The following is a 12739-nucleotide window of genomic DNA, read 5'->3' on the forward strand; positions in this document are numbered from 1 at the left end:
ATTGTTGCGGACGTCCCCTTTGTAGGCTCGCTCCCGTGCCCTCCCGACTGCGTCCTGCCGATCCTGTGGACGTCTCCCGGGCGTTGGCCGGCGTCTCCGGGGGTACGGCGGACCGCGCCGAGCTGCGGCTGCTGACCAAGCACTTCCTCGCCCTCCTCGAGGAGCGGGCGCCGGGCCGGTCGGTTGAGGTGCGGGTGCCGCCCTTCGCCGCCGTGCAGGTGATCGAGGGCGTCCGGCACACCCGCGGCACGCCGCCCGCGGTGATCGAGACGGACGCCGAGACCTGGGTCGCGCTCGCCACCGGTGAGCTCGCCTGGGCCGACGCCCTCGCGAGCGGCCGGGCGCAGGCCAGTGGCGAGCGCACCGACCTCTCGCCGTACCTCCCCCTCGGTTAACGTGACGCCATGACGATGGCGAGTGACGAAATCCGGACCCGGGTCGCCAGCGTGCTCCCGGGCGTTCGCAAGGATCTCGAGGACCTGGTCCGGATCCAGTCGGTGAGCGCGGACCCCGAGCGGCTGGACGAGGTCGAGCGCAGCGCGCAGGCCACCGCGGCGCTGTTCCGGGCCGAGGGCGTCGACGCCCGCATCGTCCGCGCGTACGACGGCGCGCCGCCCGCGGTGATCGGCGAGAAGCGCGGTCCCGAGGGGGCTCCCGTCGTACTCCTCTACGCCCACCACGACGTGCAGCCCGAGAACGACCCCGCCGACTGGGACAGCCCGCCGTGGGAGCCGACCGAGCGCGACGGGCGCCTCTACGGCCGCGGCGCGGCCGACGACAAGGCCGGGATCATGACCCACATCGCCGCGCTCCGGGTGCTCGGTGACGAGCTGCCGGTCACGGTCCGGCTCTTCATCGAGGGCGAGGAGGAGGTCGCCAGCGCGACCCTCCCGCAGCTGCTCGAGCAGTACCTCGACGACCTCCGTGCCGACGTCATCATCATCGCCGACTCCGGCAACTGGGACATCGGCGTCCCGGCGCTGACGACCAGCCTGCGGGGCCTGGTCCGGGTCAACGTCGAGGTGCGCACCCTCACCCACGCCGTCCACCAGGGCATGTGGGGCGGGCTGGTGCCCGACGCCGTCATGACCCTCGCGCGGCTGATCGCCTCCCTGCACGACGACGACGGCAACCTGGCCGTCGAGGGCCTGGTGAGCGGGCCCGCCGCTGACGTCGACTACCCGGAGGAGCGGCTCCGCACCGAGTCCGGCGTCGGGCCCGGCGTCGAGTGGATCGGCTCCGGCCCGAAGGTCGAGCGGCTGTGGACCCAGCCGGCGCTCTCGGTCATCGGCCTCGACGCCCCCAAGGTCGACGGCTCCTCCAACACCCTGATCCCGGCCGCGCGCGCCCGGCTCGCGCTCCGCACCGCGCCGGGGGAGACGTCCGCGAACGCCGTCGCCTGCCTCCAGCAGCACCTCGAGAAGCACGTCCCGTGGGGCGCGCAGCTGTCGATCGAGGTCGTCGACACCGGCGAGCCGATCGCGCTCGACGTCACCGGCCCGGCGTACGACGCAGCCCGCTCGGCCTTCGCCGAGGCCTGGGGCGGCACCGAGCCGGTCGACATGGGCGTCGGCGGGTCCATCCCGTTCATTGCGGAGTTCCTCGACGCGATGCCCAGCGCGAGCGTGCTGGTCACCGGCGTCGAGGACCCCGACACCCGCGCGCACGGCGCCAACGAGGGCCTCCACCTGGCCGAGTTCGAGAAGGTCCTGGTCGCCGAGGCGCTGCTGCTGAGGAACCTCGGCGCCTGATTCGTCAAGGCGTGGTCCATCCCACGCGTGCGCCGAAGCGGGGATGAGGCCGTCCGGTCGTTAGACTCCAGCACGTGTGCGGCGTATTCGGCGTCTGGGCCCCCGGTGAGGACGTTGCGAAGCTCACCTATTTCGGCCTCTACGCGCTCCAGCACCGCGGCCAGGAGTCAGCGGGCATCTCGGTGAGCAACGGGCGCCAGATCCTCGTCTACAAGGACATGGGCCTGGTCTCCCAGGTGTTCGACGAGAACACGCTCGAGTCGTTCGCCGGCCACCTCGCCGTCGGCCACTGCCGCTACTCCACCACCGGTGCGAGCACCTGGCAGAACGCGCAGCCGACGTTCCGTCCCACCGAGCACGGCTCGATCGCGCTCGGTCACAACGGCAACCTGATCAACACCGCCGCGCTCGCCGAGATGGTCGCCGACCTGCCGAGCGACGAGGGTGAGCTCGACATCCACGCGCGCAACCTCGAGGCCGAGACCAACGACACCGGCCTGGTGACCGCGCTCCTCGCCCACCACCCCGACCAGTCCCTCGAGGCCCGGGCGCTCGAGCTGCTGCCCAAGGTCGACGGCGCGTTCTGCTTCGTCTTCATGAACGAGGACACGCTGTACGCCGCGCGCGACCCCGAGGGCATCCGCCCGCTCGTCCTGGGCCGCCTCGACCGCGGCTGGGTCGTCGCGAGCGAGAGCGCTGCGCTCGCCACGATCGGTGCCAGCGTGGTCCGCGAGGTCGAGCCCGGCGAGCTGCTCGTGATCAACGAGGGCGGCCTGCGCTCCCACAAGTTCGCCGAGCCGCGGCGCAAGGGCTGCGTGTTCGAGTACGTCTACCTCGCCCGCCCCGACGCCACGATCGCCGGTCGTAGCGTCCACGAGGGACGGGTCGAGATGGGGCGGCGGCTGGCCAGGGAGTTCCCGGTCGAGGCCGACCTGGTCATCCCGGTGCCCGAGTCCGGCACGCCCGCGGCCTCCGGCTACGCGCTGGAGAGCGGGATCCCGTTCGGCCAGGGCTTCGTCAAGAACGCCTACGTCGGACGCACCTTCATCCAGCCCAGCCAGACCCTCCGCCAGCTCGGCATCCGGCTCAAGCTCAACGCTCTCGAGCACATGATCCGCGGCAAGCGGATCGTGGTCGTCGACGACTCGATCGTCCGCGGCAACACCCAGCGGGCCCAGATCCGGATGCTCCGCGAGGCGGGTGCGGCCGAGGTCCACGTGCGGATCTCGAGCCCGCCGGTGAAGTGGCCGTGCTTCTACGGCATCGACTTCGCCACCCGCGCCGAGCTCATCGCCAACGGGCTCGACGTCGACGAGATCGCCTCGAGCGTCGGCGCCGACAGCCTCGGCTACATCTCGCTCGAGGGGATGGTGGAGGCGACCGGCCAGGAGCAGCAGAGCCTGTGCACCGCCTGCTTCACCGGCGAGTACCCGATCGCGCTCCCCGACGAGAACCTGCTCGGCAAGCACCTCCTCGAGGCGACGCTCACGTCGAACGTCCACGGCGAGGCGCTGCCCGTCTACAACAACCCGTAAGGATCCGCGCCTTGCCCAACCCGGCCGACTCAGCAGACCAGTCCAGCTCTGGGGCGTACGCCCGCGCCGGCGTCGACATCGACGCCGCCGACCGGGCCGTCGACCTGATGAAGGTCTGGGTCGAGAAGGCACGGCGCCCGGAGATGCTGGGCGGTCTCGGTGGCTTCGCCGGCCTGTTCGACGCGAGCGCGCTGACGTCGTACAAGCGGCCGCTGCTGGCGACCTCCACCGACGGCGTCGGCACCAAGGTCGCCGTGGCGCAGATGATGGCCAAGCACGACACGATCGGCTTCGACCTGGTCGGCATGGTCGTCGACGACCTCGTCGTGTGCGGTGCCGAGCCGCTCTTCATGACCGACTACATCGCCACGGGCAAGGTCGTGCCCGAGCGGATCGCGGCCATCGTCAAGGGCATCGCGGAGGCGTGCGTGGAGGCCGGCTGCGCCCTCGTCGGCGGGGAGACCGCCGAGCACCCCGGCCTGCTGGCGCCTGACGAGTACGACGTCGCCGGCGCCACCACCGGCGTGGTCGAGGCCGACGCCCTCCTCGGGCCGGGCCGGGTGCGGCCCGGCGACGTGGTGATCGCCATGGCGTCCAGCGGCCTGCACTCCAACGGCTACTCCCTGGCGCGGCACGTCTTCTTCACGCAGGCCGGCTGGACCGTCGACCGGCACGTCGACGACCTCGGCCGGACGCTCGGCGAGGAGCTGCTCGAGCCCACCCGGATCTACACGAAGGCCGGTCTCGCGCTGGCCCGCGAGACCCGGACCCACGCGATGGCACACGTCACCGGGGGCGGGCTGGCCAACAACCTGGCCCGGGTGATGCCCCCCGAACTGCGCGCGACCCTCGACCGCGCCACCTGGCAGCCCGCACCCGTCTTCGACGTGGTCCGCACCCTCGGCGACGTGTCGCAGGCCGACCTGGAGGCCACGCTCAACTGCGGCGTCGGCATGGTCGCCCTGACCGCCCCGGACTCCGTCGACGCTGCGCTGGCCCGGTTGGCGGACTTCGGGATCGACGCCTGGGTGGCCGGCGAGGTCGACGTCGATCCGGATCTGAAGGGCACTGTCAGGCTGGAGGGCCAGCACCCCGGTTGGTGATCTGGGAGACATTCCGCGCCGAGATGGCATCTCGGTGTGCGGGAACACCCACCCAGCAGGTAGCGTTGGCCCCACGAAGACTATGTATCAGTAGTCCGGGGCGCCGCGCGTCCCGGCCAAGTGTGCGAGGGGGCTGGACCCTATGGGCCGCGGCCGAGCTAAAGCGAAGCAGACGAAGGTCGCGCGCGACCTGAAGTACCGCACTCACGAGACCGACCTCAGTGCCCTGGCGCGAGAGCTCCATGGCGACGAGGGCGAGTCCGAAGCGGTGGATGTCGAAGAACTCGACAAGTGGTCGGATTACACCGGCCCTCAGCGCGACTGACCTCTCGCCCCTGACGGGACAGACGACCCGGCCATGATCACCACGGCCGGGTCGCCCTGAGTGGTGCGCCGCGCCGTCAGCCCAACCAGATGCCCCGCAGCCGGCCGACCTCGAGCATCCGTTGCTCGGCGATCCGGTCGGCCGCGGTGGCCGTCGGCACGCCGTCGGTCTTGGCGCGCTCGAGGATCGCGCGGGTGGTGTCGTAGATGCGCGCTGACCGCAGCCGGGCACGCTCGAAGCTGAAGCCCTCGAACTCGTCAGCGACCTGGATCAGGCCGCCGGCGTTGACGACGTAGTCGGGGGCGTAGACGATGCCGCGGTCCTCGACGAGCTTCTCGACGCCGGGGTGCGCGAGCTGGTTGTTGGCAGCGCCGCAGACGATGCGCGCCGTCAGCTCGCCGACGACAGCGTCGGTCAGCGCGCCGCCGAGCGCGCAGGGGGCGTAGATGTCGAGGGGTGCGGCCACCATCGCCTCGGTCGACTCCGCGACCCGGACGCCCGGGTGCTCGTCGCGGACCCGGTCGATCGCGGCCGGGGTCACGTCGGTGATCACCACGTCGGCCCCGGCGTCGACCAGGTGGGTGACGAGATGGCGCCCGACCTTGCCCACACCCGCCACGCCGACGGTCCGCCCGGTCAGCACGTCAGCCGGGTCGGCGTCGCCCCAGACCGACTCGGCGGCGGCACGCAGGCCGCAGAAGACGCCGTACGCCGTCAGAACGCTGCTGTCGCCCGCACCGCCGTGTGCCTCGGTGCGACCGGTGACGTGGGAGGACTCGCGCGCCACCACGTCCATGTCCTCGCTGAACGTCCCGACGTCGCACGCGGTGATGTAGCGCCCGCCGAGGGACTCCACGAACCGGCCGTAGGCACGCAACAGGGCCTCGGTCTTGTGCTTCGCCGGGTCGCCGATGATCACTGCCTTGCCGCCACCGAGATCGAGCCCGGCGACCGCGGCCTTGTAGGACATGCCCCGGGACAGCGCCAGCACGTCGGCGAGCGCGGCTGCGGTCGAGGGGTAGGGGTGGAAGCGGGTGCCACCGAGCGAGGGTCCGAGGGCGGTGGAGTGGATCGCGATGATCGCGCGGAGGCCGCTGGCCGGATCGGTGGCGAAGACGACCTGCTCGTGCTCGAGACCGTGCTCGAGGAGGTCGGTGGCGGGTACGTCGGGCAGGGTCGGGGTGCTGCTGCGCTCGGACATGAGAAGCCGCTTTCTTGTTCAGCCACGGGGGTGGTGTGGCGGGGTTGTCACCGGCGTGCGGGGGTGGTGCCCGCCGATGTGTCCAACGATAGGACGTTGACGCCGGTACGCCCACGCGGCGGCGCGATCCGATCCCGTCGGCGCGGCTAGAGCGGGGCGGCGCGCCGCTCGGCGAGGAGGGCCAGACGGCGAAGCGTCTCGCTGTTGCGCCACGTCAGCAGGGGATCCCGTACGGGCTTGGGGATCATCCGGGCGAGTCCGACCGCGGCGTCCTCCTCGATCACCACCTCGGTGTCCTCCCCACGCGGCTCCAGCCGGAAGGTCACGTCGGCCTCGCCGGTCGGCCACGCCCGGGCGCGCAGGCGCAGCACGGTCGGCGGGTCGCACGCGACCACGGAGGTCGTGTCGTCGATCAGGGCGGGCCAGACGCCGACCGAGTGGTGGAGGCGCGAGCCGGCTGCCGGCCAACCGGCATCGACGTCGCGCATCCGTGAGGCGCCGACGACGAACAGTGGATAGAGCCAGCCGTCCGACAGCACCGCCCAGACCCGATCGGCCGAGGCCCGGACGGTACGGCGATGGGTGCTCATGGTGCCGCCTGGAGCGTGGTCGTCATCAGCGGCCGTTACCCCACCCGGCCGGGCCGCATACCGCCGAGCGGCGGAACCTGTCAGCCGCTGATATCCATGTCGGCGTTGCTCCAGAACGCCCGCATGGTCGTGATCTTCGCGGCGTCGTCGAAGGTCATCACGTCGATCGGGGCGAGCGTGTAGGTCTGCTCACCGACCCGGGTGATCAGCTCGAACTGGAAGGCTGCCTCGTTACCGGCGACGCGTGCGGACACCAGTCGGCTCTCCTGCTCGAGCGGCTCGATGGCCGCGTAGAACTCGCGGATCGACTCCCGAGTCGTCCGCACCTCGGTGCCGACCGGGTCCTCGACCGTCGCGCCTTCGGCGTACAGCGCCAGGATGTCGTCGGCGGTGCCCTTGCCGACGAGGTCCACGTAGCTCTGGATGGTCTCGAGGACCTGATCCCGGTCGGCTGCCATGACTGCTCCCTTAGTAGAACGTGTTCTTGTTCTGGGTCAGGGTAGCTGCTCGGCCCTCGGTTCCGTCGGGAGGGACGCGGGTGCGCCGGGAGTGAGCCCGATCGTGCCGCCGTCCGAGAGCAGGGCGATGGTGGTCCGCGGCTGGACCGTCCGGAGCAGCGCGACCAGGGCTCCGACGACCAGGAGCACACCGGCGAGCTCGCAGATCTCCTCGAACGTCAGGACGGCGAGGTACGGCGTGGACCGCCGGCCGTGCTCCACCGCGAACCCGCTGATCATCTCCACCACGATGGCGCCGCCGAAGTAGACCGCCAGGGCGCCGAGCAGCCGGTTGCGCGCGACGCCGGGGAGCGAGAGCGCCAGGGGTGCGAAGTACCACGCGCAGAACGCGAGGAAGCACACCGCCGGCAGCAGCCAGGCGAAGTAGAAGACTCCGAAGTCGATCTCCAGCCCCCCGCGCAGCGGACCGGTGAACAGGTCGTGCAGCTGCGAGGCCTCGTCGACCGCCATGAACAGGAACAGCGCCGACGCGGCGACCCAGCGGCCGGCCAGCGGCGACAGCTGGCCGCGGTAGTGGGCAGCGATGAGGAGCGTCAGCAGCGCGCAGATGAGGAGCGGGAACGACTGGAACCAGGATGCGAAGTTGCCCTCGCCGTTGAGGTCGAACTGCCGCGGGATGCTGTTGTCCCGGATCACGTACTCGGGCCAGACGACAAGGGAGACCACGTGCCCGGCGATGACGACCGCAGCGGTCGCCCAGAGCCAGCGGAGGAGGGGAAACGACAACACAAACGAAATTTACGCTGTCGATCCCCCGTTCACCTGCCGTTTATCGGAATCGGATGCGTGAGTCACGGCACGTCGCCGGCCGCCCGGGAGAGCGAGGTCAGCACCGTCAACCGGTAGCGCAGCACCATCGGCCGGGTGCCGAGCGCCTGGAAGGACAGGTGCGGCCAGCACCACGCAGCGTCGTTCTGGTCGGGCTGCAGTGCCACGCTCACCCCGGCGGCACCGGCGCCGCTGAAGTGCTCGACGCTCCCCGTCGTCAGGATCTGAGCGATCGTGACCTCCGCTGCCAGCGCCGGCTCCACCCCGGCCTTCAGCGGCTCGGCATCCGGCGGGACGAAGCTCATGGGCATCGCGTCGACCTGGCCGGCGCGGTACATGATCACGCCGGAGTCCTGGGCGATCGTGATATCGCCGCTGTAGGTCCGCAGCCGCGCCTCGGACCCGTCCGCGGCGAAGGCCGGTTGGTTGAGCAGTGGGGACGGCGTGACACCGGTGAGTCGCAGAGCCATTCCGCCACCTAGACCGTCAGGGCAGCTGGGCGCCGGGGAGGATGGCCGCCACGTAGAGCGCGCCCGACCCGACCAGGCAGGTGCCGAGCATCCCGTCGACCTGTCCGGCGACCTTCCCGTGAGCGGCCGACAGCCGCCACGCGGTCATGCCGATCGACACCGCGAGCATCACGCTGGCGTAGAGAACCAAGAAGGTTGAGCCCATGGTCGCGTCCTCCTGATCGTCCGCACGTATCTGGACTCCCTAACGACCGTCGCGTCCTCGGGGCACGGTCCTCGGGTACTTTCGGCGCAGCACCTCGAAGCCGACCACGGGAGCCTGGATGACCGACCTGCGACCACGGCGAACGGGCCTGCGCGGCGTACCTGCCGCGATCGGCCGGGGCCGGGAACGGCTGACCGGTGTGTTCCAGCACCGCTATCCGACGGTGGCCGTCACCGGGATGACGGGCGTCGGCAAGACCGAGCTGGTCGACCACCTGAGCGGCCGGCCCCGTCCCGGCGGCGTGCCGGAGTCCGGCTCGGCCGTGATGGAGCGACGGGTACGCCGCGACCGGCGGATCCGGGGCTTCCGGTTCCGGGTGGTCCCGGGCGAGAACGCGGCGACCCGCCTCGGGGCGCTGGACGAGGTCTTCCACGACGACCCGGTCGACGGCGTGCTGCACGTCGTGGCCAACGGCTTCGCCACCGGCCGCCGGCCGGCCGGGACGACGGGCAACGTCGAGGCGGCGCGGGAGGACCAGCGCCAGCGGGAGCTCGAGGACTGGACGGTGACCGCGCACCGGATCGCCTCGATGGCCGTCCGCCGCAGCCAGCCCACGTGGCTGATCGTGGTCGTGACCAAGGTCGACCTCTACCCGGACGACGTCGACGAGGTGGTGCGCTCCTACTCGCCCGGCAGCGGCACGCCGTTCGGCGACCGTCTCGACGAGCTCCGCGCGCTGGCAGGTGGCGCCAAGCTCTCGGTCGACGTGCTCCCCGCCTGCAGCCACCCCGCCCAGGGCAGCCCCGTGACGGCCAAGCGGCGCGACGCCTACCTTGCCGCGCTCGAGGCCCGGATGGCGCAGCTGGCCGGCCACGTCTGACCCGGTGCCGCGGTACCCCGCTCGGCGTTGGGTACCGGTGCACCCATGAGGAAGTCCTTTGCCCTCGCTCCGCTCGCGGCTCTCGGGGTCGTCGCGGCCCGGGACCTGCTCCAGCGGGAGCACGCCATCCTGCGCAACTTCCCGGTGGTCGGGCACGCCCGGTACCTCTTGGAGACGATCGGCCCCGAGCTGCGGCAGTACATCGTGGCGGGGAACGACGAGGAGCGCCCGTTCAGCCGGGACCAGCGGCGCTGGGTCTACGCATCGGCAAAGCTGCAGAACAACTACTTCGGGTTCGGCACCGACAACGACTTCGAGCGCACGGCGGGCAACGTGATCGTCAACCACCGGACGTTCAGCGACGAGTACCCCACGCACGGTGCCGTCGGTCAGGAGGCTCGGCTGCCCTCGGCGAAGGTGCTCGGCGGGCCGCGGGGCCGCCGCCACGCCTTCCGCCCGGAGTCGGTCGTCAACGTCTCGGCGATGAGCTTCGGCTCGCTGTCCGGCAGGGCGATCGAGGCGATCAACCGCGGTGCAGCGGACGCGGGCTGCCTGCACAACACGGGGGAGGGCGGGGTGTCGCCGTACCACCGGCACGGCGGTGAGCTGGTCTTCCAGATCGGTACGGCGTACTTCGGCTGCCGCGACGAGGACGGCCGGTTCAGCCTCCCGCGACTCCAGGAGCTCGTCGCTGCTTCCCCCATCCGGGCGCTCGAGATCAAGCTCAGCCAGGGGGCGAAGCCGGGACTCGGCGGCGTGCTGCCCGCGGCGAAGGTCTCCCCGGAGATCGCAGAGACCCGCGGCGTCCCCGTCGGCCGTGACTGTCTCAGTCCCTCGCGGCACGCCGAGTTCAGCGACGCGGACTCGATGCTCGACTTCGTCGAGATGCTCGCCGAGGCGACGGGACTGCCGGTGGGGATCAAGAGCGCCGTCGGCGACCTCGGGTTCTGGCAGAAGCTGACCGACCTGATGGCGCGCGGCGACCGAGGGGTCGACTTCGTCACCATCGACGGCGGCGAGGGCGGCACCGGCGCGTCCCCGTTGATCTTCACCGACGCGGTGGCACAGCCCTTCCGGCTCGGCTTCGCCCGTGCATACGGCGAGTTCGCCCGGCGGGGGCTGCATGAGGACGTCAGTTTCATCGGCGCCGGGAAGCTCGGGCTGCCCGACAACGCCGTGGTGGCCTTCGCCCTCGGCGCCGACCTGGTCAACGTCGGCCGGGAGGCGATGCTCGCCGCCGGCTGCATCCAGGCCCAGCGCTGCCACACCGGCGGCTGCCCGACCGGCGTCGCCACCCAGAACCCGTGGCTGACCCGCGGGCTCGACCCGGTCGCGAAGGGCAAGCGGGTCGCGAACTACATCCGCACGCTGCGCCGCGACCTGCTGAAGGTGGCCGAGACCTGCGGCGTGCCGCACCCCGCGCTGATCGGGCCGCGCGCGGTCGAGATCGTCGACACGATCTCTGACGCACGGCTGCTCGACCAGATCTACGGCTATGAGCCCGGCTGGGGCTATCCGTCCGTCGCCGACCGCGCCCGGATCGCCCAGATCATGGCGGCGACCGACGAGGAGGAGACCGAGACCGAGGGCCCGCCCGAGACCGCCGAGGACGGGCCCCCCGGCGACGAGATCGAGGGCGACCTCCCCGCGTCTGGCGACTGAGTCCGGCAGCATCCTCGGCGTCGTCGTCACGACGCCGCGATCAATTGCAACCTTCTCGACGGAGTTGGCGTCCTCCTGGCGTGCCCGACACGGCGACCCGTGATCGCGAGGCCACCACCACTCACAGGAGAGAGAAGAACATGCGCACCGCCATCGCCACGACCGCCGCCGCCCTGGCCGCCGCCGCCACCCTCGGCCTCGCCGGTCCGGCGCACGCCGACCAGTTCGGCATCGACGACCCGGTCGACACCCACCACGGCTCCGACATCCTCGCCCTGCAGTTCCGCAACGGCGACGAGAACGTCCGCGTGACGACCATCCACTCCAACCTGCGTCGGGATCCTGCCACCGGGTCCGGCGGGTCCGTCTTCTTCGACACCGACCCCGCCGACCGCGGCCCCGAGTACGTCTTCACCGGCGGTTACTTCGAGGGCACCGACTACGTGCTCGTCGAGACGGAGGGCTTCCACGCCGGCCAGTGGGGCGACCCGGTCGAGCACGGCGACTACACCCTGCGGGTCAGCTACCGGCGCGACCGCGTCCAGCTCATCGTCTCGCGCGCCGCCCTCGGCAACCCCGAGGAGGTCCGCGTCGCGGTCCGCGCCTCGGGCACCCGCACCGACGGCACTCGCCACGGCCTGACCGACTGGGTGGGCGACCGCCGCGAGTTCACGCCCTGGCTCGCCCGGGGCTGATCGGCGCGGCTTGCCTGAGATGCAGAACACCCCCGCCGGTCTCCGGCGGGGGTGTTCTTGCAGGTCGATGACCTGCGTTCGCTCGGTGGGCAGGGGCGGGGTCGAACCGCCGACCTATCACTTTTCAGGCGATCGCTCGTACCAACTGAGCTACCTGCCCGAGCAGTCGCACACAATACCGGAGCGATGCCCGTCGTACGAAAGTGGCGGTCTCGGTTAGGCCCGGGGAGGGGCTCCGCCACTATGCTGTCCGGGCTGCAACCGGCGGTGCCGGCGGCAGCGGGCCCCCGTCGTCTAGCGGCCCAGGACCCCGCCCTTTCACGGCGGTAGCGCCGGTTCGAATCCGGTCGGGGGTGCAAGTACGAAAAGCGGCTCTCACCTGCGGAAACGCCGGCCGGGCGCCAGGGGCGTCAACCCTCTGAGATGCCGTTGGGCCACAGCAGGTCCAGCTTGGGAAGTTGACGACAGCCTGTGGCCGAGCATCTGCTGGACGACCTTGACGTCGGCTCCGCTGGCGATCGCAAGGCTGGCTGCAGGCAAGACCGGATCGCCGGGTTCATCCCTGCTGCCCGCGGCCCGATGAAGGCGGAGTACGCGAGAGCGGTCGGCGAACGTGAGGACCTGATCCGAATGCGGGTCGTGACTCTGGGAGAAGACGCCGTACGCCGTCGCGACCCCTGGGTACGCCGACTCGACGAGCCGCCATCGGACGTGTGCACCCGTGAGCGCTGGATGCACGAGGTCACTGTCGTCGCCGCGTACCGCGAGCGTCATCAGGCGCTCCGTCTACTCTTGCGATCGAACTCTGCACAGCGGATGTTCCGAGCAAACTCACCGTGATCGCCTGGATCGAGGCGTCACCGGTTCAGCAGCTGACGGCGCTTGAGCTTGCCGTGCAGCTGATCGACGACCCTGGACGGCATCTGCTGCACTTCGACGCGCCACGGAGGGGTCAAGCGCGGGTCGCCCTGCGGCACGGGTCCTTCGTCTCCTAAGCGGACCCGGCGCCCACGACTGTGCCCTCGTTAGTGCAGCG

The 12739-nt window shown here is 71.2% G+C and carries 14 protein-coding genes and 2 tRNA genes; 9 read left to right on the forward strand and 7 right to left on the reverse strand.

Annotated features, from left to right (window positions below; translation table 11 throughout):
* Positions 1-35: 35 nt before the first annotated feature.
* From D0Z08_RS21280 to D0Z08_RS21300, 5 genes are all read left to right on the forward strand, one after another.
* On the forward strand, positions 36-395 hold the full coding sequence (locus D0Z08_RS21280; RefSeq protein WP_118927285.1) for a sterol carrier family protein: 360 nt from the start codon (positions 36-38) through the stop codon (positions 393-395).
* A 9-nt stretch (positions 396-404) separates the two neighbouring features.
* Entirely contained in the window at positions 405-1751 is a 1347-nt protein-coding gene (locus D0Z08_RS21285; protein ID WP_118927286.1) for a dipeptidase, read from the forward strand.
* A 74-nt stretch (positions 1752-1825) separates the two neighbouring features.
* Complete coding sequence (gene purF, locus D0Z08_RS21290; RefSeq protein WP_118927287.1) at positions 1826-3286, forward strand: amidophosphoribosyltransferase; 1461 nt, start codon at positions 1826-1828, stop codon at positions 3284-3286.
* Between the two features lie 11 nt (positions 3287-3297).
* Entirely contained in the window at positions 3298-4389 is a 1092-nt protein-coding gene (gene purM, locus D0Z08_RS21295; RefSeq protein WP_118927288.1) for a phosphoribosylformylglycinamidine cyclo-ligase, read from the forward strand.
* 142 nt (positions 4390-4531) lie between these two features.
* On the forward strand, positions 4532-4714 hold the full coding sequence (locus D0Z08_RS21300) for a DUF3073 domain-containing protein (RefSeq protein WP_118927289.1): 183 nt from the start codon (positions 4532-4534) through the stop codon (positions 4712-4714).
* A gap of 76 nt (positions 4715-4790) precedes the next feature.
* Here D0Z08_RS21300 and D0Z08_RS21305 read toward each other — a convergent pair whose 3' ends face one another.
* The 6 genes from D0Z08_RS21305 to D0Z08_RS21330 all read right to left on the reverse strand — a co-directional run bounded on the left by D0Z08_RS21305 (position 4791) and on the right by D0Z08_RS21330 (position 8466).
* Entirely contained in the window at positions 4791-5915 is a 1125-nt protein-coding gene (locus tag D0Z08_RS21305; protein ID WP_118927290.1) for a Glu/Leu/Phe/Val family dehydrogenase, read from the reverse strand.
* Between the two features lie 146 nt (positions 5916-6061).
* Complete coding sequence (locus D0Z08_RS21310) at positions 6062-6505, reverse strand: SRPBCC family protein (protein ID WP_118927291.1); 444 nt, start codon at positions 6503-6505, stop codon at positions 6062-6064.
* Between the two features lie 80 nt (positions 6506-6585).
* Complete coding sequence (locus D0Z08_RS21315; RefSeq protein ID WP_118927292.1) at positions 6586-6963, reverse strand: nuclear transport factor 2 family protein; 378 nt, start codon at positions 6961-6963, stop codon at positions 6586-6588.
* 36 nt (positions 6964-6999) lie between these two features.
* A complete protein-coding gene (locus tag D0Z08_RS21320; RefSeq protein WP_118927293.1) occupies positions 7000-7752 on the reverse strand; it encodes a hypothetical protein in 753 nt (250 codons plus the stop codon).
* Positions 7753-7814: 62 nt separating this feature from the next.
* Positions 7815-8261: a hypothetical protein gene (locus tag D0Z08_RS21325; RefSeq protein ID WP_118927294.1), complete on the reverse strand. Its 447-nt coding sequence runs from the start codon at positions 8259-8261 to the stop codon at positions 7815-7817.
* 16 nt (positions 8262-8277) lie between these two features.
* Entirely contained in the window at positions 8278-8466 is a 189-nt protein-coding gene (locus D0Z08_RS21330; RefSeq protein ID WP_118927295.1) for a hypothetical protein, read from the reverse strand.
* Between the two features lie 118 nt (positions 8467-8584).
* Here D0Z08_RS21330 and D0Z08_RS21335 point away from each other — a divergent pair, with 118 nt between their 5' ends.
* The 3 genes from D0Z08_RS21335 (at position 8585) to D0Z08_RS21345 (ending at position 11703) form a co-directional block, all read left to right on the forward strand.
* Positions 8585-9346 carry a GTPase domain-containing protein gene (locus D0Z08_RS21335; protein ID WP_118927296.1) on the forward strand — a complete coding sequence of 254 codons (762 nt, stop codon included), beginning with the start codon at positions 8585-8587 and terminating at the stop codon, positions 9344-9346.
* Positions 9347-9391: 45 nt separating this feature from the next.
* Positions 9392-11008 carry an FMN-binding glutamate synthase family protein gene (locus D0Z08_RS21340; protein WP_118927297.1) on the forward strand — a complete coding sequence of 539 codons (1617 nt, stop codon included), beginning with the start codon at positions 9392-9394 and terminating at the stop codon, positions 11006-11008.
* A 140-nt stretch (positions 11009-11148) separates the two neighbouring features.
* The gene (locus D0Z08_RS21345; protein WP_118927298.1) at positions 11149-11703 is read left to right on the forward strand and encodes a hypothetical protein; all 555 of its coding nucleotides are present in this window, start codon (positions 11149-11151) and stop codon (positions 11701-11703) included.
* Positions 11704-11789: 86 nt separating this feature from the next.
* On the opposite strand, the gene D0Z08_RS21350 is transcribed toward D0Z08_RS21345, so the two are convergent.
* Positions 11790-11863, reverse strand: a tRNA-Phe gene (locus tag D0Z08_RS21350).
* A 123-nt stretch (positions 11864-11986) separates the two neighbouring features.
* Between D0Z08_RS21350 and D0Z08_RS21355 the strand changes: the two genes are divergently transcribed.
* Positions 11987-12059 (forward strand) — tRNA-Glu (locus D0Z08_RS21355).
* Positions 12060-12739: the final 680 nt, after the last annotated feature.

It is taken from the genome of Nocardioides immobilis (genome assembly GCF_003515065.1).
GTDB classification, from domain to species: Bacteria; Actinomycetota; Actinomycetes; order Propionibacteriales; family Nocardioidaceae; genus Nocardioides; species Nocardioides immobilis.